Origin of the sequence: Agrobacterium sp. SUL3, assembly GCF_001263295.1 — a bacterium.
Classification (GTDB): Bacteria; Pseudomonadota; Alphaproteobacteria; order Rhizobiales; family Rhizobiaceae; genus Agrobacterium; species Agrobacterium tomkonis.
Genome location: NZ_KQ414499.1, coordinates 453737 through 471546 on the forward strand (window position 1 = coordinate 453737; position 17810 = coordinate 471546).

The 17810-nt window shown below is 57.3% G+C and carries 17 protein-coding genes and 1 tRNA gene; 8 read left to right on the top strand and 10 right to left on the bottom strand.

Annotation, left to right across the window (positions count from 1 at the left end; translation table 11 throughout):
* Window positions 1-2 precede the first annotated feature (2 nt).
* From AKG12_RS05985 to AKG12_RS06000, 4 genes are all read left to right on the top strand, one after another.
* A complete protein-coding gene (locus AKG12_RS05985; RefSeq protein ID WP_052818188.1) occupies window positions 3-599 on the top strand; it encodes a class I SAM-dependent methyltransferase in 597 nt (198 codons plus the stop codon).
* A 117-nt stretch (window positions 600-716) separates the two neighbouring features.
* Window positions 717-1181, top strand: coding sequence for a GNAT family N-acetyltransferase (locus tag AKG12_RS05990; protein WP_052818189.1), 465 nt, complete (start codon window positions 717-719; stop codon window positions 1179-1181).
* A 48-nt stretch (window positions 1182-1229) separates the two neighbouring features.
* A complete protein-coding gene (locus tag AKG12_RS05995; protein WP_052818190.1) occupies window positions 1230-1646 on the top strand; it encodes a VOC family protein in 417 nt (138 codons plus the stop codon).
* 19 nt (window positions 1647-1665) lie between these two features.
* The gene (locus AKG12_RS06000) at window positions 1666-2298 is read left to right on the top strand and encodes a histidine phosphatase family protein (RefSeq protein WP_052818191.1); all 633 of its coding nucleotides are present in this window, start codon (window positions 1666-1668) and stop codon (window positions 2296-2298) included.
* A gap of 485 nt (window positions 2299-2783) precedes the next feature.
* On the opposite strand, the gene araD1 is transcribed toward AKG12_RS06000, so the two are convergent.
* From araD1 to chvE, 4 genes are all read right to left on the bottom strand, one after another.
* Window positions 2784-3779, bottom strand: a complete 996-nt coding sequence (gene araD1 / locus AKG12_RS06005) for a 2-keto-3-deoxy-L-arabinonate dehydratase AraD1 (RefSeq protein ID WP_046797855.1) — start codon at window positions 3777-3779, stop codon at window positions 2784-2786.
* A 115-nt stretch (window positions 3780-3894) separates the two neighbouring features.
* Window positions 3895-5091, bottom strand: a complete 1197-nt coding sequence (gene gguB / locus AKG12_RS06010; protein WP_046797854.1) for a sugar ABC transporter permease GguB — start codon at window positions 5089-5091, stop codon at window positions 3895-3897.
* Window positions 5088-6626 carry a sugar ABC transporter ATP-binding protein GguA gene (gguA, locus tag AKG12_RS06015; protein WP_046797853.1) on the bottom strand — a complete coding sequence of 513 codons (1539 nt, stop codon included), beginning with the start codon at window positions 6624-6626 and terminating at the stop codon, window positions 5088-5090. The genes gguB and gguA overlap by 4 nt, the downstream gene beginning before the upstream one ends.
* Before the next feature lie 90 nt (window positions 6627-6716).
* The gene (gene chvE, locus AKG12_RS06020) at window positions 6717-7781 is read right to left on the bottom strand and encodes a sugar ABC transporter substrate-binding protein ChvE (RefSeq protein ID WP_046797852.1); all 1065 of its coding nucleotides are present in this window, start codon (window positions 7779-7781) and stop codon (window positions 6717-6719) included.
* Window positions 7782-8036: 255 nt separating this feature from the next.
* Between chvE and AKG12_RS06030 the strand changes: the two genes are divergently transcribed.
* Window positions 8037-9041, top strand: a complete 1005-nt coding sequence (locus tag AKG12_RS06030; protein ID WP_046797851.1) for a LysR family transcriptional regulator — start codon at window positions 8037-8039, stop codon at window positions 9039-9041.
* A gap of 102 nt (window positions 9042-9143) precedes the next feature.
* Window positions 9144-9605, top strand: coding sequence for a hypothetical protein (locus tag AKG12_RS06035; RefSeq protein WP_046797850.1), 462 nt, complete (start codon window positions 9144-9146; stop codon window positions 9603-9605).
* A gap of 52 nt (window positions 9606-9657) precedes the next feature.
* Here the strand turns inward: AKG12_RS06035 and AKG12_RS06040 are convergent, their stop codons facing one another.
* Both AKG12_RS06040 and AKG12_RS06045 read right to left on the bottom strand, forming a co-directional pair.
* Window positions 9658-9933, bottom strand: coding sequence for a hypothetical protein (locus AKG12_RS06040; protein WP_046797849.1), 276 nt, complete (start codon window positions 9931-9933; stop codon window positions 9658-9660).
* A 251-nt stretch (window positions 9934-10184) separates the two neighbouring features.
* Window positions 10185-10691, bottom strand: a complete 507-nt coding sequence (locus tag AKG12_RS06045; RefSeq protein ID WP_046797848.1) for a MarR family winged helix-turn-helix transcriptional regulator — start codon at window positions 10689-10691, stop codon at window positions 10185-10187.
* 520 nt (window positions 10692-11211) lie between these two features.
* Here AKG12_RS06045 and AKG12_RS06050 point away from each other — a divergent pair.
* Window positions 11212-11288 (top strand) — tRNA-Arg (locus AKG12_RS06050).
* Between the two features lie 333 nt (window positions 11289-11621).
* The gene (locus AKG12_RS06055) at window positions 11622-11951 is read left to right on the top strand and encodes a hypothetical protein (RefSeq protein WP_052818193.1); all 330 of its coding nucleotides are present in this window, start codon (window positions 11622-11624) and stop codon (window positions 11949-11951) included.
* A 170-nt stretch (window positions 11952-12121) separates the two neighbouring features.
* Here AKG12_RS06055 and AKG12_RS06060 read toward each other — a convergent pair whose 3' ends face one another.
* From AKG12_RS06060 to AKG12_RS06075, 4 genes are all read right to left on the bottom strand, one after another.
* Entirely contained in the window at window positions 12122-14071 is a 1950-nt protein-coding gene (locus AKG12_RS06060; RefSeq protein WP_052818194.1) for a methyl-accepting chemotaxis protein, read from the bottom strand.
* Between the two features lie 443 nt (window positions 14072-14514).
* Window positions 14515-15714 carry an MFS transporter gene (locus AKG12_RS06065; protein ID WP_052818195.1) on the bottom strand — a complete coding sequence of 400 codons (1200 nt, stop codon included), beginning with the start codon at window positions 15712-15714 and terminating at the stop codon, window positions 14515-14517.
* Between the two features lie 2 nt (window positions 15715-15716).
* Entirely contained in the window at window positions 15717-15917 is a 201-nt protein-coding gene (locus AKG12_RS06070; RefSeq protein ID WP_052818196.1) for a hypothetical protein, read from the bottom strand.
* 184 nt (window positions 15918-16101) lie between these two features.
* Window positions 16102-17451, bottom strand: coding sequence for an O-antigen ligase family protein (locus tag AKG12_RS06075; RefSeq protein ID WP_052818197.1), 1350 nt, complete (start codon window positions 17449-17451; stop codon window positions 16102-16104).
* Between the last annotated feature and the right edge of the window lie 359 nt (window positions 17452-17810).

Sequence of the window (17810 nt, forward strand, 5' to 3'; positions counted from 1 at the left end):
CCATGACCGGCAAGGACGACGAAACGATCGGCTTCTATACGGGTAACGCCGCGGTCTACACCTCGCGCGAACAGGCGGCGGATCGTCCGCATCTCGAAACATTCCTGGCGCAGCTGCAAGAGGGTGCAAGCATTCTCGAACTGGGATGCGGCGGTGGCCAGGACAGCGAATTTATGCTGGCTGCCGGTTTCGACGTTCACCCCACCGATGGAACACCCGAGATCGCCAAAGCGGCGCAAGCCCGGCTTGGAATTCCCGTCGCGACATTGCTGTTCGAGGATATTAACGACAAAGAACGTTATGACGGTGTCTGGGCCAATGCCTGCCTGCTGCATGTGCCACGCGCAGCACTTGCCGGCATTATCGGCCGTGTTCACGGGGCACTGAAAACGGGCGGTGTGTTTTACGCCAGTTTCAAGGCCGGAGAAGCGGAAGGCCGTGACACGTTTGGCCGTTATTACAACTATCCTTCCAAAGCCTGGCTCGAAAATGCCTACGGTAAATTTGACTGGACAATCATCGAGATCACATCCCGCCACGGCAGCGGTTACGACAAGATGCCGACCGACTGGCTGCATGTCACGGCAACGAAGTCCTGATCCATTTCCGGAACTTGCCGGTTGCGAAAGCATCTCCCGACCGTTTAAATCGCCGCATTGATTTGAAAGCATGATCCGGCTTCAGCCTGCGGGAAGGAAGCCGGCCGGGAGACGGCCTTGTACACTATTTCCGACTATCGCGACTGCCAGTCCCACGGCCCCGTCATCGCGCAGCGCGTCTGGACGGCATGGTGGCAGGATAGCGGCCTTCAGGTCGGCGACGTCGCCGAACACCTGAAGGACATGACCAATCCCCATGCACTGCCCACCGGTTTCGTTGCCCATGACTGTGAGGCTTACGTCGGCTCCGCATTCCTTATCCATTGCGATCTGGAGGAGCGGCCGCAATATCTGCCGTGGGTTGCCGCTCTCTGGGTGGAAGAAGACCGACGGCGCTCAGGTGTGGCGCGGGCCTTGATGCAGGCCGCCACACAAAGGGCCGCCGAACTCGGCCATCACACCAGCTATCTCTGCTGCCAGCGCGATCTCGAAACCTATTACATCAATTGCGGCTGGACCGTTCTGGAACGCGGCGTCGGCAAACACGATCTGACCGTGCTGACCTTCAGCACCAAAACATAAGCGTCCCGCCACTTCCAGTGTCGGACAACAGTAGATACCGGAGGAAACATGCACCCGCCAACAGCCGTCATGGAAACCGCAATCTACGTGAATGATCTCGACGCCGCCGAGACCTTTTACCGCGATGTGTTCGGGCTGGAGATGGTGCGCAGACTGCCCGGCCAATTTGTTTTCTTCAGATGCGGCCAGCAAATGCTGCTGATCTTCGATCCGCAGCAATCCCGCCGGGCAGACCCCGATAATCCGATCCCGCGCCATGGGGCGGTGGGCCAAGGCCACTTCTGCTTTTATGCAAAGAATAAATCGGAAGTGGATGGCTGGAAGGAGCGTTTCGAAGCGCTTGGAATTCCCGTCGAACATTACCATCGCTGGCCGAATGACAGCTATTCCGTCTATGTCCGCGATCCCGCGGGTAATTCAGTGGAGATCGGCGAAGGCAAGCTGTGGGGGATTGAGCAGGCCTGAAAATACTGGGAAAAATGCTATGAAAAACATCTTTGTCGTCACGCACACTCAATCCGTGCACCATGTCGAGAACAAAGTCGGGGGCTGGTATGATACCGAGCTGACACCCAAGGGCAGGGCCGATGCGGAGGCGACAGCCGCCAAGCTTACAGCGATGATCGGCAGCGCCCCGGTTGAAATCTTCAGCTCCGATCTTCTCCGAGCCTCCCAGACAGCTGCAATCATCGCTGAACACCTCAAGCACCCTTTTGAAAGCACAGATGACCTGCGGGAAATAAGCTACGGTTCAGCAGGCGGCATGCCGCAGGAGTGGCTCGACGCCCGCCAGATCCCCGCCCCTCATCATAACCGTATGGATCATCGCGGCGGAATTGCTGATGGTGAAACGAGACGTGAAGTGGCCGAAAGGGTGTACCGCTCGGTGAATACCATTATATCACGCCCCTGCCCCGCGCAGGTCATCGTTACCCATGGCTTTGCTCTGACTTTCGTCATCGCGGCATGGATCAAGATGCCGATCGAAAGCGTCGGCCATGTCAGTTTTCCGGCACGGTCTGGCAGCATCACGCATTTGAAGGAAGACGACTATTGGCAAAATCGCGCCGTCGTTTCACTGGCGGATGTTTCGCATCTGACAGACGACGATGGTTGAGAAGCAATCCGCTTGAACATTGCCCGCACGCAAAGGGACAATTGGACATAAGGCCTAACCTCTAGCGTCGGGCAGGCTACATTGCTTCGAAGTGAATTGCGTACGGTCGAATATTTTCTCAACGTCATCCTCGGGCTTGTCCCGAGGATCTAATCACGTCAACAAAATCAATGCGTTGGCAGATCCTCGGGACAAGCCCGAGGATGACGTCAGAGTGTCTGGAAACGTCCGTCATTCATCCGATGACGCCACGCTTCGTTCGTGTCCAAAATCTTACGACACGTCTAAACACTTGCTAAATCAATGCCATACAGAGTGTCCGATCATTTAAACCGGATAGTAGTGCGCTTGACCCGAGGATCCAACCACGTCTCGCAGGTCAGTCTGTTGCAGATCCTCGGGTCAAGCCCGAGGACGACGTCGAGGGATGGGACTACCATGTGATGACCCCACCCCCCTTGGCATTCTCAAAGTCAGCCCGCAGATCAGATCTGCCGAACGGCGATCTCTTCTTCCGCGTCCACGGCCAGCGGGTTCTTCAGCGGCAGGCCGAAACCGGCTGCCTCGATCTCGAAGACGTCGCCGGCCTCCGGCTTGATGCCATCTGCGAAGGAAAGGGTTGCCGTGCCGAACATGTGCACATGCACATCGCCGGGCGCACGGAACAGGCCGTATTTGAAGTGGTGGTATTCGAGGTTCGCGAAGGTGTGGGACATGTTGTCTTCACCCGAGACGAACGGCTTTTCGAAGATGACCTTGTCGCCGCGGCGGATACGCGAGGTGCCGCGAATATCCGAAGGTGCGGCACCGACGCGGATTTCCGGGCCGAAGCTTGCCGGGCGCAGCTTGGAATGGGCGAGATAGAGATAGTTGACCCGCTCGGTGACGTGATCGGAAAATTCGTTGGAGACGGCAAAGCCGATGCGCACGGGTTCGCCCTTGTCCGAAATGACGTAGATGCCGGCCATTTCCGGCTCTTCGCCGCCATCCAGCGCAAAGGATGGCGAGGTGAGCGCTGCACCCGGTGCTGCCGCCACATGGCCGTTGCCCTTGTAGAACCACTCGGGCTGCACACCCTTTTCGCCAGCCTTGGGCTTGCCGTTTTCGAGACCCATGCGGAACATCTTCATGGAATCCGTCAGGCTTTCTTCCGCCGCTTCCGTGGTCTTCTTGTGCATGCTGTCGCGGGTTGCGGCCGAACCGAGATGGGTAAGCCCCGTGCCGGTCAGATGCAGATGCGCCGGATCGGGATGGGTGATCGGCGGCAGGAAACGGCCTTCGGCATAGGCCGCTTCGAGGTCGACGGCATCGCCGAGACCATGGGCGGAAATGACATCGGCAAGGCTCTTGCCGCTATTGGCGGCTTCCATGGCAAGCGCGTAGACCGAACCGGCACCCTTGACGACCTGCGCCTGTCCGCCGTCTTCGCGAACCGCTACAATGATTTTGCCACTGGCATCTTTGATCTGTGAAATGAGCACGGGATTTCCTTCCTGCGGCGCAACGCGCCTTATCTTCGTCGGCGCCTTGCGCCTGCACCTTATGAAAGTGGCCGGAAACCGGCCACTTTTTTGATTTGCGATTTGGGTGGGCCGATCAGCCCTTGTTCTTGTTGTAGACGTCGAAGAACACGGCGGCGAGCAGCACGAGGCCCTTGACCATCTGCTGGAAATCGATGCCGAGACCGACGATCGACATGCCGTTGTTCATGACGCCCATGATGAAAGCACCAATGACCGCGCCGGTGATCTTGCCAACGCCGCCCGATGCGGAAGCGCCGCCGATGAAGCAGGCTGCGATCACATCAAGTTCGAAGCCCACACCGGCCTTCGGCGTTGCCGAATTGAGGCGGGTCGCGATGATCATGCCGGCAAGACCGGCCAGCACGCCCATGTTGACGAAGGTGAGGAAGCTCAAGCGTTCGGTGTTGATACCGGAAAGCTTGGTCGCCTTCTCATTGCCGCCCATGGCGTAGACACGGCGACCGATGGTGGTGCGGCGCGTCACGAAGCTGTAAAGCGCAATCAGCACCAGCATCACGATCAGCACGTTCGGCAGGCCGCGATAGGTGGAAAGCTGGTAACCCAGGAACAGGATAGCACCTGAGATCAGCAGATTCTGCACGATGAAGAAACCGAACGGCTCCACGTCGATGCCATGCTTCACGTTCACCACGCGGCGACGCCATGCCAGATAAAACAACGCCACCGTGATCAGCAGGGTCAGGATCATCGAAGTGGTGTTGAGACCTTCGATACCACCGATATCAGGCAGGAAGCCGGTGCTGATGATCTGGAAATCGGTCGGGAAAGGACCGATGTTCTTGCCGCCGAGCACGAACAGCGTCAGGCCACGAAACACCAGCATCCCCGCCAAGGTGACGATGAAGGACGGAATACGGTGATAGGCGATCCAGTAACCCTGGGCAGCACCGATGATACCGCCGATGACGAGACAAATCAGCGCCGCCAGGAACGGGTTCATGCCCCATTGCACGGTCAATATGGCCGCGATCGCGCCGACGAAGGCAACGATGGAGCCGACCGAAAGGTCGATGTGCCCGGCGACGATGACGAGCAGCATGCCCAGCGCCATGATGACGATGAACGAGTTCTGCAGGATAAGGTTGGTCAGGTTCACAGGGCGGAACAGAATGCCGCCGGTGTAGAACTGGAAGAAAACCATGATGGCGACGAGCGCGATCAGCATGCCATATTCGCGGATATTCGAGCGAATATAGGATGAGATCGAGATGACGTTACTTTCTTCGCTTGTTGTGTTTGCCGAACTCATGAGTTCTTCTCCCCTGAGCGCATGATAGCGCGCATGATGCTTTCCTGGCTCGCCTCTCCCTTCGGCAATTCAGCGACGATGCGGCCTTCGTTCATGACGTAGATGCGGTCGCAATTGCCGAGCAGTTCGGGCATTTCCGATGATATCATCAGAACGCCTTTGCCGTCGGCAGCGAGCTGGTTGATGATGGTGTAGATTTCATATTTCGCGCCGACATCGATGCCGCGTGTCGGCTCGTCGAGGATCAGCACATCAGGATTGGAGAACAGCCACTTGGACAGCACCACCTTCTGCTGGTTGCCACCCGAAAGATTGACCGTTTCCTGAAAGATGCCCGAGGACCGGATACGCAGGCGCGTGCGGAAATCGCTCGCCACCTTCATTTCCTTGATGTCGTCGATGATGCTGGCACTCGACACGCCGGCCAGGTTGGCAAGCGTGGTGTTGTGCAGGATATTATCGTTGAGCACGAGGCCGAGATGTTTGCGGTCTTCCGTCACATAGGCAAGACCGGCATCGATGGCGCGGCGCACGGTGCTCACATCCACGGGTTTGCCATGGATCAGCACTTCGCCGCTGATCTTGTGGCCGTAGGACTTGCCGAACACGCTCATCGCGAATTCGGTGCGCCCTGCCCCCATCAGCCCGGCAATGCCGACGACTTCGCCCTTGCGCACGGTGACGTTGATATCGTGCAGAACCTTCCTGTCGCGGTGCTGCTGGTGATAGGCGTTCCAGTTCTTGACTTCGAGAATGGTCTCGCCGATCGGCACGTCGCGCGGCGGATAACGATCTTCCAGATCGCGTCCCACCATGTTGCGGATGATGACATCCTCGCTGATTTCTTCCTGATGACAGTCGAGCGTCTTCACCGTCATGCCGTCGCGCAAAACGGTGATCTGGTCGGCCACCTTGCGCACTTCGTTGAGCTTGTGGGTGATGATGATCGAGGTCATGCCCTGCTTGCGGAATTCGATCAAAAGGTTGAGCAGCGCCTCGGAATCGCTTTCGTTCAGCGAGGCGGTCGGCTCGTCGAGGATGAGCAGCTTCACGCTCTTCGACAGCGCCTTGGCGATTTCGACGAGCTGCTGCTTGCCCACACCGATATCGGTGATCAGCGTCTCCGGCGATTCCTTCAGGCCCACTTTCTTTAAGAGTTCGCGGGTCCGGTTGAAGGTCTGCTGCCAGCTGATGACGCCGTTCGAGGCGACCTCGTTGCCAAGGAAGATGTTTTCCGCAATCGACAGGAGCGGCACCAGCGCCAGTTCCTGGTGAATGATGATGATACCAATATCTTCGCTATCATTGATGGCGCGAAAATTCCGCACTGCGCCTTCATAGTGGATTTCGCCCTCATAGGTGCCGGCGGGGTAAACACCGGAAAGGACCTTCATCAAGGTCGACTTCCCCGCGCCGTTCTCACCGACGAGTGCGTGGATCTCACCCTCTTTAACCTTGAGGTTGACGTTCTCAAGCGCTTTCACGCCCGGAAACGTCTTGGTGATGTTCCGCATTTCGAGAATGGTATTGGCCATATCGCAATCCAGCGCCCGATTAATTCCGGCGTTTTTATTTTTATGGAAAAACGGGGATGACGCCAAGTCATCCCCGCATGTGTGTCGAGCTTATTTCAGCTGGTCTTCCTTGTAGTAACCGCCATCGACGAGAACCTGCTTGTAGTTCTCCTTGGTTACTGCAACGGGCTTCAGCAGGTAGGACGGAACGACCTTGACGCCATTTTCATAGGTCTTGGTGTCGTTTACCTCAGGCTCCTTGCCCTGCAGAACAGCGTTGACCATGTTCACGGTCACCTTGGCGAGTTCGCGGGTGTCCTTGAAGATGGTGGAATACTGTTCGCCGGCAATGATCGACTTGACCGACGGGACTTCAGCGTCCTGACCGGAAACGACCGGCAGCGGCTGGTCCTTCGAACCATAACCAACGCCCTTCAGCGAGGAGATGATGCCGATGGACAGACCGTCGTAAGGCGACAGAACGGCGTCAACCTTGGCGTCGGTGTAATAAGCCGACAGCAGGTTATCCATACGGGCCTGGGCCGTTGCCGGATCCCAACGCAGCGTACCGACCTTGTCCATGCCCATCTGGCCGGACTTTACGACCAGCTTGCCGCTGTCGATGTAAGGCTTCAGAACCGACATTGCGCCATCATAGAAGAAGAAGGCGTTGTTATCGTCAGGAGAACCGCCGAACAGCTCGATGTTGAACGGACCCTTGCCGTCCTTCAGGCCAAGCTTGTCGGTGATCGAAGTCGCCTGCAGAACGCCAACCTGGAAGTTGTCGAAGGTGGCGTAGTAGCTGACGTCGCCGCTGTTGCGGATGAGGCGGTCATAAGCGATGACCTTGATGCCCTGCTCGCCAGCCTGCTTCAGAACGTCCGACAGCGTGGTGCCGTCGATCGAGGCGATCACGAGGACTTTCACGCCCTTGGTGACCATGTTTTCGATCTGGGACAGCTGGTTCGGAATGTCGTCGTCGGCATATTGCAGGTCGGTCGTGTAACCGGCTTCCTGCAGCTGCTTGACGATGTTGTTGCCGTCATCGATCCAGCGAGCGGAAGACTTGGTCGGCATGGCAATGCCGACGGAACCCTTGTCCTGTGCGAAAGCCGGTGCTGCGAAGGAAGCAGCACCGATGGCACAAGCCGCCATCAGCGAAATAATGGACTTCATTAACTCTCTCCCTTGAACCCTTCTCTGGTGCCCGCTTGCTGCGGCGCACCATGAAATTCATGCCGTCAGAGGAAGGAGCCGCGTTCGGCCCGTCCCGATCTCGCAGCTGCGAAATGGAACAGATGCCGCTCCTCCCCGGCATCCCGCAAACTGTTCTGAATCCATATAACTGTCAAATAGAATATATCGGCTTACCTATATCAATTATGCTATATTAAATCGATACAATAACCGATGAGGGGTATAAAACGGCGAATGAGCAACCAGAAAGTGTATGAGCAGACGCAAACAACAGACGCGCTTTTCGTCTTTGAAGACAACCCGCTTCTGCGCGCCGGATTGAAGATGAGCCATCTGCGCATGCTGGTCATGATCGAGGAGCACGGGCAGGTCAGCGCCGCGGCAGCCGCCATGAACATAACACAGCCGGCGGCCTCGCGCATGCTTTCCGAAATGGAAGCCATCGTCAAAAGCCCGCTCTGTCAACGGGCCTCGCGCGGCGTGGTGCTGACGAAATTCGGCGAGGCGCTGGCGCGGCGGGCGCGCACCATCTTGCTGGAACTGCGCGAGGCGAGCCGCGAGCTTAACCAGATGAAATCCGGCAGCGGCGGCTCGGTCTATATCGGCGCCGTCACAGCACCTGCCATCAGCCTTGTGGTTCCCGCCATCAAGCGGGCGACGGACACCTATCCCGGCATCGAGATCAACGTGCAGGTGGAAAGCAGCAATGTGCTGGCCCGGGAATTGCTGGCCGCGCGTCACGACTTCATCATCGGCCGCATCCCTGACGATTTCGACCCCGGCCTGTTTTCCATCCATGAAATCGGCATCGAGCGCGCCTGTCTGGTGGTCGGCGAAGGCCACCCCCTGCTTGGCGGCGAGCCGGTAACGCTGGGCGATCTTTCCGCTTACGATTGGGTTTTCCAGCCGCCGGGCGCCCTGCTGCGCAGAACGATGGAAGACGTGTTCCTCACCCATGGCGTGGGTATGCCGCGCAATATCATCAACACGCCGTCCATGCTGCTGACACTTGCGCTGATCTGCAACACCAATGCGATTGCGCCGATCGCCCAGGACATGGCCGAATTCGTGACAGGCCAGCAGGCCGACATCGGCCGCACCCGCATCCTGCCGACGGATTTCGAACTTGTGGTCAAGCCCTACAGCATCATCACCACCAAAGGCCGCGTTTTGCCGCCCAGCGCCCGGCTGCTTTACGATCTGGTCCTGGATGAAAGCCGCAAGCTGACCGGCCCATGATGACAGGCCATCACGAGAGGCCCGCAACGACGTGGAAAGCCAGACGCCACCTTCATCTTATAAACAGGCCGGATTTACGGGCCGGCGCAGGGGAACAGCCGCATGCTTTTCGGACAATCCGTCTTCCAGTCGGTCGTCGAAAGACTGAAGCAGGAAAGAGAAGAAGAAGCCGCGGAACCGCCGCCGCCAGTCAACCACCGCATCGCCGGCTTCAACTCCGGTTTTGTCGTCAGCTCACCTTCTGCTGCACCGCAACCGGGAAACGGCGGCCTCGACGCCTATTTGGCCTTTCTGGCCGATCCGGCGCCACCGCCTGAACCACAGCCGGAACCAGAGCCGGAACCCATGCCGGCCCATCTTGAAAAGACTTCGCTCGCGGATGTGTCAATGGAACTGGCGATCCATGAAACCGACACCGCGGCAACGCTTGCGGAAAAACGCCGCGCCTTCGCCCGCCTCAACCACCCGGACGGCGTGAAACCGGAGTTCCGGCACAATGCGACCCTGCGCATGACGGCCGCAAATCTGCTGATCGACCAGGCGATCCGGATGCTGAAAACCTAAATCATGGAATGGAATGCAAGGCCGGCAGCGCCTGCCGCAGCATATGCCGATGTCAGCCAGCGTCGTTTTTGTCGACGGGCGCGTTATCGGCGGGTTCGTCCGGCGCAGACTTGTCCGCTCCACCCTTGGCCGCATCATTAACGCTCACGGGTTTGAATTTCACCAGCAGCTCATAGGCAGCATAGGCTGCGATGCCGCCGACGATCGTTCCCCAGAAAAACTCGCGATTGACGAATTCGATCACAGCCCAGGCCGCGCAAAAGCCAACGATCAGCAACCTGACCCACAAAGGGCGATAAAGCGGATGGCTGGTATCGATGTTCAGCATGGCGTTCCCGTTTCCGGCCTTTTCCGGCCGACCGAACTCTTACGGCATCGGGTGACCAAAGGCATATGCAGGTCGTCTTGGCCGTTTCACAGGAAAATTGCAACGCAAATCGAGCCGCTACCAATCAGGCTGTCGTGAAAATACCGGAAGGGCAAATCCCCATGCACGGCCCAGCGGGCCGAAAAATCGGCACGACCCGCACTTTCCGGGTCGTTGCCACTCCAGAGCGGCCCCATCGCCGATAGCGGTGTTCAGCCCCGCAGACGCCCAAGCAGCGACAGCAATTGGTCGCGGGCTTTCTTGCCGCCAATCCTATCGATCAGCTTTTCCTCACGGTCGCGCCATGAATCGGAAAGGCTGTCGAGAAGGCGGCTGCCTTCCTCGGTCATGTCGAGAAAATGAACACGCCTGTCCTCTTCCGACCGGCGACGGACAAGCAGACCCTTCTCTTCCATGCTGTCAACGATCGCGACAAAATTGGCGCGCTGGATGCCGAGCGCTTCCGCCACATCGCTTTGTTTCAGGCCAGGATTGCCACCGACAATGACGAGAACGGAAAAATCGGCCGGTCGCAATCCCCGTTCTGCCAGCACATCGGAAAACCCGTTTGCCACGGCAAGTTGCGAGTGTCGCAAATGATAGCCGATCGCCGTCGTCAACAATCCATAGTCAATCGCTGTAAGATGCACCGGCTGCACTCCGTCGCTTTCGGCCTTTTCCGCCCGCGGCCCGTTGCTATGTGCCAATCGCAAAGCCATCCGATCCCCCGCTTGATTCGTTCCTTTACCCTGCCGAAATCATAACCGACAACGTTCCAAAACTGTATCCCAAATAAATGTAGATGATACTAATATTGTATAATAATTTGACAGTTAATCCGCAAAACCCCAAATCCCACTTCCAGGCCGCCATCTGAAGACTGAGAAAAATATGACTATTTACCCGCCGATTTTAAGGGTATGGCACCACCTGCCGCGCCGTGTTTGAAAGGCATTGCACCAATCTCGCCACCCGCTCATGATGACGGCAAAACAGCTGCCGGATCAGGCGATAACATACTACTTATAGGGGAAACCCGATTTCAACAGAAAAAGCAATACGCCAAACGACGCATTGTTTCCCCAACCCGCACAAAGGCATCAGCACCCCGCAACAAACCGCGTCTCACCCCGGCAGAAAAACAGGTGCCGTTTCGCAAATCTCTGATTTTTAGACATTGATGCGGAAAGAAAGCTGAGGTATGAACCAACCGCTGCACGCGATTCAAGCGTGACCGCTGCACCCGTAGCTCAGCTGGATAGAGTGTTGGATTCCGATTCCAAAGGTCACAGGTTCGAATCCTGTCGGGTGCGCCATTTACCGAAGCTAGAAATCTCGCCGCATTGTAAGTTACTTCACACTCGCAAGGAAATGTGAGCAAGGCTTCGGCTTGCCTCATGTTGACAACATTATGCCACGCCTTCCACCTCTTCAATCTATTCGATCGAGAGGCGAGATCAAAACAGCAGGGCGCGCAGTAGCGGTAAGATTTTCCAGATTTTCATTGCAAATTTCGTGAAAAACACAAAGCCGCAGCTCAGTCGCCCATATAAAAAATTATATTCCGCAAATTGGATTAAAATATAAAATTATGGATGTATACGTACATTGATAATCAGATAGCAAATACAAATATGGACGCTTAATAAATGAAAACAAAGACGATTTTTACTCTTTCGATATCTATATTCATTCTGGCGGGATGCCAGACAGAAGCGAATTTTAATCGCGAGCAAGAAATGGTCAGCGGCAGCCCGGCCATCAAACGTGACGTGATAAAAAAATGTGAAGAAGCCACAAGGAAGGTCTCTCCAAGTGACAGCGCCGAAATGGCGAAGCTTATGAATGTCAGCCCGAGCAGCAACATTGCTTTCACCTATTGCAAGCGGACATATGATGCAGTCGCAAGCAAGCGGATTACGTATAGCGACTATGTCAATCACAGGCCGGTGTACATCCGTGTCCTGCAGGGCAAGTGATTTCGGCCTTGCGCTTCTGCGGTTCCACGCAGAGCTGCCGTGAGGGTAGAATAGACCGATCATCCGTTGTTGAAATTATGCCGCGCAAACGATTTTCGATTGCGCGGCATGTTTCCTGAACATCGGCGGGGATAACCCCGCCGACGCTCCTGCAAACAACCAACCCTCGCTTAAAACTCCTGCCAGTCATCCTTTGACGTATCCACGGCCGCGTTGCCCGAGAAGGCGGATGCGATCTTGCGGCCCAGCGCGCGGACGGGGGATGCGACCGGCCTGTCGTTGCCGCCGGCATTGCGAACCGGAGCGGGCTGGCTCTTCTGCTGATAGGCGGCGTCGGCAAGCCTGAACTGCGAGAGCAGTTGATTGAGCGACGCGACCTCCTTGGCGAGGTTATGGCTTGCGGCGTTGGTTTCCTCCACCATCGCCGCATTTTTCTGCGTGTCCTGATCCATCTGGTTGACGGCCGTGTTGATCTGCTGGAGACCGGAAGACTGCTCCTGCGCGGATTCCACGATGGAGACCACGTGCCGGTTGATTTCCTGCACTTCTAAGACGATGGTCGTCAGCGCCTTGCCGGTGTCACCCACCAGCTGAACGCCCTGCTGCACCTGATCGTTAGACGTGTTGATCAGCGCCTTGATTTCCTTGGCCGCACTGGCGGAGCGCTGCGCAAGCTCGCGCACTTCCTGCGCCACCACGGCGAAACCCTTGCCCGCCTCGCCCGCACGCGCGGCTTCCACACCGGCATTTAGTGCCAGAAGATTGGTCTGGAAAGCGATCTCGTCGATCACGCCGATGATGTTGCTGATCTCATTGGCGGATTTGGCGATCTGTTCCATGGCGACCACGGCGCGGCGCACCACTTCGCCGGATTGTTCGGCACCCGCCTTGGCGCGGCTGACGATCTGGCCGGCTTCTTGCGCGCGCTTGGTGGAATCGCGCACCGTGGTGGTGATCTCTTCCAGGGCGGCAGCGGTTTCTTCCACGGCTGCGGCCTGCTGTTCCGTGCGCTTGGCAAGATCATCAGCGGCCGATTTGATCTCGTTTGCGCCGGCACCGATGCCGCCGGCATTCTGCGCAACCCTGGTCAGGGCCGCCTGCAGCTTTTCCGCCGACATGTTGAAATCGTTGCGAACGCTATCCAGCGTCGCGGTGAACGGCTGGCCGATGCGGTAGGAAACATCACCTTCCGACAGTTTCGAAAGGCCGGCAGCCAGATTTTCGACGGCGAATTTGACGTCGGCCGCTTCGTTTGCCTTCTGCTGCTCACGCTCGATGCGGTCCTTTTCCGACAGGCTGCGATTGGCTTCCGTCTCCTGCTCGAGGCGAAGGCGTTCAAGCGCATTTTCGCGGAACACCTGAACGGCTTTGGCCATCTGGCCAACTTCGTCTCCGCGGCCCATGCCGTCGATTTCCGTTGCCGTCTCGCCGCCGGCAAGCGACACCATGCGCTCGCGCAGACGGGCGATCGGGGTTGTGATGCCACGCGACGCCACAAAAATCGCCAGAATGACGCCGATGGAGAAAACAAATCCAATCACGGCAAGCGATGTCAGGATCGTCGAATTGGTCTCATCCGTCAGCTCGCCACTTCCCTTGGCAACGCCGTTGACCAGCTTTTCCAGCAGCGCAGCCATATTGTCAGCCGTCGGGCGAATGGCGGCATCGGCCTTCAGCATCTGGGCTGCCGCGTCTTCGTTCTGATTGGCCAGACCCAGCTCAACCGCCTTGTCCGTGATTGCGGTAATCTCCTGCGACTTTGCAAGAAACCCGTCAATGGCAGTCGTCTCTTCCGGAAATGCCGCCTTCACATTGTTAAGGCGCATCACCAGCAGCCTCTTGCTCTCGGTGTAGAAATCCCGGGCGACCTTGATATCCGGTCCGGCCGCGTCATAGGCCATTACCTGATAGGCGCCATAAGCAACTGCGACGAGGTTTCGGTTGGCGCGCGCAAGCTCCACCAGAGCGGCGTTGTCATTGGCAATGAAGAATGAATAGGTCGTATCCGCTTCCTTGTAGCGGTTGGACATGAATGCGGTGGCGCCAAGGCCAACGATACAGAGCGGCAGAATAAGCGACAGGATTTTGGTGCGGATACTGGCATTTTGAAGAAAGGACACGGGGAAACCTCACGTCAACAAAAGCCGCTCCTTCCCCGTGCCGGAGGTGTTCGGCAAGACTGGCATTGCACGTCGAACACCTTGATCATCAAGGTTTCACGAGACGCATCATCGGCTCGGGCCGTAATTTGCATCATGCGTGCGTCCGCGAAGGGTAATGCCTTTTCCTCAGATATCGGCAGGTTACCATTCGTGCGACGCGGGCGGCCCGCCAGCGAGCGGGGGCGCCGGACCACATTTCGAGAAAAATGGAAGGGCTGCTTTTTGGATGCCCACTGCCATTTCTTGTCTGATAAAATGATTATAGTTAAAAACTTTACAATTCCTTCCTATCCGGACGCCCGGCAAATATAAGACGGCAAAGCGACGGCAGGGCCATCACCGCCAGCCCTGCCAAATCAAGACGCGTGCGGCGGCGGGTAGCCGCCGCCCCTGCCAGGCCCTTATCCGCTTCGGGCAAAAGACCGTGCCTTTCGCATCACCACCCAGTGCTGAATAATGGCGGCCAATGCCGCAAGACCGGCCATAACGGCAAAGACCAGGGCGATATCGCGATAGGCCGTTGCAAAACCAAACCGGGCAATCCACGGCTGGCTCGCCAGCGGCGAGATGAAATGCCCAAGGAACATCGATGCCGTGACGATGCCGGCGATACGCCCGCGTAGCCGCAGCGGTGCTAGCATGATCGTCGTGGACATGATGGCCGGCATCACAAGGCCGAGACCAAGCCCCGCCACACCAACCGCAGACAGCATGGAGACCAGCCCGTCTGCCATGGCAAGCAGCGCAAATCCCGTCGCCATCAGCACCAACCCAACGGCAAGAATGGCGGCTACCCCCATATGCCTGTGCAATCTTGCAAAATTGAGCGCCGTCAGCGCCCCCGCCAGATTGAAGATGCCAATCGCATATCCCGCAACGCTGCCGGAAAACACGCCGAGTTCACGCATGAAAAACGGCAATTGCGAGGGGATGGTGTAAAACAGCGCGTTGACGAGAAACACTGCCACCGCCAGCACAACCACCAGCGGCCAATTGACCGCAAAAGCCGGCCCGGCGTCCCGGGCGCGGCTATCGCCCCGTGCCGGTTCCCTCAGGAAAATCAGGGCCGCCGGCAGAATGGCGAGGGCGACGGCATAGACCGCAAAGGGTGCGCGCCAGTGAATATCGGCCAGCAACCCACCCGCCACGACAAAAAAGACGCCGCCGAGCTGGGTGAAAGCCTGCTGCAGCCCGAGATAGCGCTCCCGTGCCGGCCCCTCGAAATAATCGCCCACCAGCGCCGTTCCGATCGTCATGATGCCGCCGATCGCCAGACCCAGAAACGCCCGTCCAACGAGCAGGCCCGCAAGGCTGTCAGCAAAAAGACCGGATATGCCGGAAAGGCTGTAAAGCAGGATTGCGCCCAGCAGCAGCCGTTTGCGGCCGAAGCGATCCGCCAGCATCCCGGCGACGGGCGCGCAGAGTGCGACGAAAACCGATGGCAAGGTCAACACCATGCGGCTCAACAGCCCGACATTGGCTGTCGACAGGAAGTTCTGTTCGATAGCGGGCAGCGAAGGCGCAACCGTCGTCCCGGCCATGATGGTGAGTGTGGCGACAAACAGCAGGGTGATTTTCAGCGCCGTGGAATTTTCAGCCATCGTCACGCCTCCCTGCAAGGGGTAGCGGAACGCGCCTGCTTCAGCACATGCGCCCACCAGCCAGGTGTGTTCATCATCGTCACCAGCGCGCTTACCACCGGCGGCCGGGGCCGCACCAGCAGCCATTTGCCGATGATGTCGCAGAACCGCGGATTGCGCCCGCTGCCAAATATGATCCGTAGGGAGAGTATGATATCGCTCATGGAACGTCCTTCAACAGTGTTCCATGCTCTGATAGTTCCTCAACTATAGTTGAGGTCAATAGCCGCGATAAAAAACATATGCCCATCAATGGCGGATGGTGTCTCCAGTCCCGCCATCACCCCGGCGTAGCACCACGCGCACAAGCCGGTTTCCTCCTGCCCGATATCGTCGGCAGCCAACTGCCTATGGGTGGCGCGAAAGAGGCTTCGGCACCATCATCCCTTCACCGTCGGCGCGGGCCGGCTCCCGCCGCTTCTCATCCTGAACCAGGCTGGCAGTTGCCTGCAGATGCAGGCCCATCACGGCAACGATAAGGAAAAACCAGACGAAACCCGCACTCAGCATGAGGATCGTTTCCAGAAAGCTGTAAAGCAGCACATAAAGCCAGACGCCGACATAAAGCCGTGTCAGCGGGCTTTTGCGCGTGGCCTCATCCATTTTGCCAAGATAATGAAGCGGCAGCAGAAAAATCCATACCAGCACCAGCACCAGACCCGGCACGCCACCCGCAAGCACGAGGTCGAAATAGGCATTATGCGCAGCCGGCGCGGTCGCCGCCCAGCTATTGTTTTCAATGGAACTCGATAGCAGCGCGTCGCTGCGCCAGAAGGCCTGATATCCGTATCCTAAAACCGGTCGCTGATGGATATAATCAATGGCGATGGTCCAGATATCGGTTCGGCCTGTGAAACTGGCGTCGATCCCCATTTTGGTCAGCATCTGCGAAAAGACCGGATCGACGGTGGTGCCGATCACCACCGTCGCGAAGACCACCATCAGCAGGGTCACGACCAGATATCGCCATTGGGGCCAGCGTACGATGAACCAGCCTGTGCCAATGATGATCGGCATCAGCCCAAGTGCCGTCTTGCCGCCTGACTTGACCAGAAAGATCAGCGACAGCAGCAGAACCACCAGCCCCCCGAAAAAGGACCAGCGCCTGCAAAGATAGATCCCGACGATGATCAGCACCGACATGATCGAGGCAGCCTCGTTCTTGTGATTGAAGACGCCCCGCCAGTTGCCCGCAAGAAACGGCTCCAGCGCATCGCTGACCTGATGAATCGACCGTCCGGGCAGAGCGGCGATACCGAAATAGCAAAGGAACAGGATAATCCACACGCAGAAGGCAAGCATTGTGGTGAAATGCCGCTCGGAGCGCGGCAATTGCAGGAAACCATCGGCAAGCGCACAGATGATGGCGCACATTACCAGTCGCCGCAGCGAGAACATCGGCGCTTCGCCCACCAGCGAAGTGAACGCATACCAGCCGAAAATCGCCGCTATCAGCAGGCGCGGTGCAAAGAGGATCGAGAACGACTTTTCCTTCGCCATGAACGCCACGAAACTGAAAAGCAGAATGATCGCGGTGAACTGGTTGAGAAGACTGGAGCCGGCTGCCATGGCGGAGCCGGAATAAGTGGAGGAAAGTGAAACATAGGGCGAAAAGCCGATCGTGAAGTAAAGGAAGGTCACATAAAACAATGCGTCCCGCCAATATCCACGCCCCTGTCCGTCGTCCGCTGCATCCATAAGGGGTTTTTCTCTTCCTTTTTCCACGTCGGCACACATCGTATCCGATGCTTCATCCCCGTCACAGGAATATCCTGCAAATATCCTATTTTTTAGTTATTCGTAATGCACGGAAGAATAGTAATTTCGTCATTTTCTTTTGTTAGGAAGGGATAGGCGCACAGGCAGAGAAACAGAGCCGAATTCGGCAGGTCAATTTGGAAAGTGACGGAATTTCCGCCGGAAAAAATTCTGCCCGTTGAAATCAAATATTTGATTTAATTAATATTAGAACGAAATAAACCATCGAATAGATTACTTCTACCTACGCGATGGAATATCCATTTGGGCGTATTGAGGGCATAGCCCAAGGCTCTCTT

Excerpts from the sequence above, each read along its gene's own strand:
- AKG12_RS05985 (WP_052818188.1), top strand. The coding sequence starts at position 3 with ATGACCGGCAAGGACGACGAAACGATCGGCTTCTATACGGGTAACGCC.
- AKG12_RS05995 (WP_052818190.1), top strand. The coding sequence starts at position 1,230 with ATGCACCCGCCAACAGCCGTCATGGAAACCGCAATCTACGTGAATGAT.
- AKG12_RS06000 (WP_052818191.1), top strand. The coding sequence starts at position 1,666 with ATGAAAAACATCTTTGTCGTCACGCACACTCAATCCGTGCACCATGTC.
- gguB (WP_046797854.1), bottom strand. The coding sequence starts at position 5,091 with ATGAGTTCGGCAAACACAACAAGCGAAGAAAGTAACGTCATCTCGATC.
- gguA (WP_046797853.1), bottom strand. The coding sequence starts at position 6,626 with ATGGCCAATACCATTCTCGAAATGCGGAACATCACCAAGACGTTTCCG.
- chvE (WP_046797852.1), bottom strand. The coding sequence starts at position 7,781 with ATGAAGTCCATTATTTCGCTGATGGCGGCTTGTGCCATCGGTGCTGCT.
- AKG12_RS06030 (WP_046797851.1), top strand. The coding sequence starts at position 8,037 with ATGAGCAACCAGAAAGTGTATGAGCAGACGCAAACAACAGACGCGCTT.
- AKG12_RS06035 (WP_046797850.1), top strand. The coding sequence starts at position 9,144 with ATGCTTTTCGGACAATCCGTCTTCCAGTCGGTCGTCGAAAGACTGAAG.
- AKG12_RS06040 (WP_046797849.1), bottom strand. The coding sequence starts at position 9,933 with ATGCTGAACATCGATACCAGCCATCCGCTTTATCGCCCTTTGTGGGTC.
- AKG12_RS06045 (WP_046797848.1), bottom strand. The coding sequence starts at position 10,691 with ATGGCTTTGCGATTGGCACATAGCAACGGGCCGCGGGCGGAAAAGGCC.
- AKG12_RS06055 (WP_052818193.1), top strand. The coding sequence starts at position 11,622 with ATGAAAACAAAGACGATTTTTACTCTTTCGATATCTATATTCATTCTG.
- AKG12_RS06065 (WP_052818195.1), bottom strand. The coding sequence starts at position 15,714 with ATGGCTGAAAATTCCACGGCGCTGAAAATCACCCTGCTGTTTGTCGCC.
- AKG12_RS06070 (WP_052818196.1), bottom strand. The coding sequence starts at position 15,917 with ATGAGCGATATCATACTCTCCCTACGGATCATATTTGGCAGCGGGCGC.
- AKG12_RS06075 (WP_052818197.1), bottom strand. The coding sequence starts at position 17,451 with ATGGATGCAGCGGACGACGGACAGGGGCGTGGATATTGGCGGGACGCA.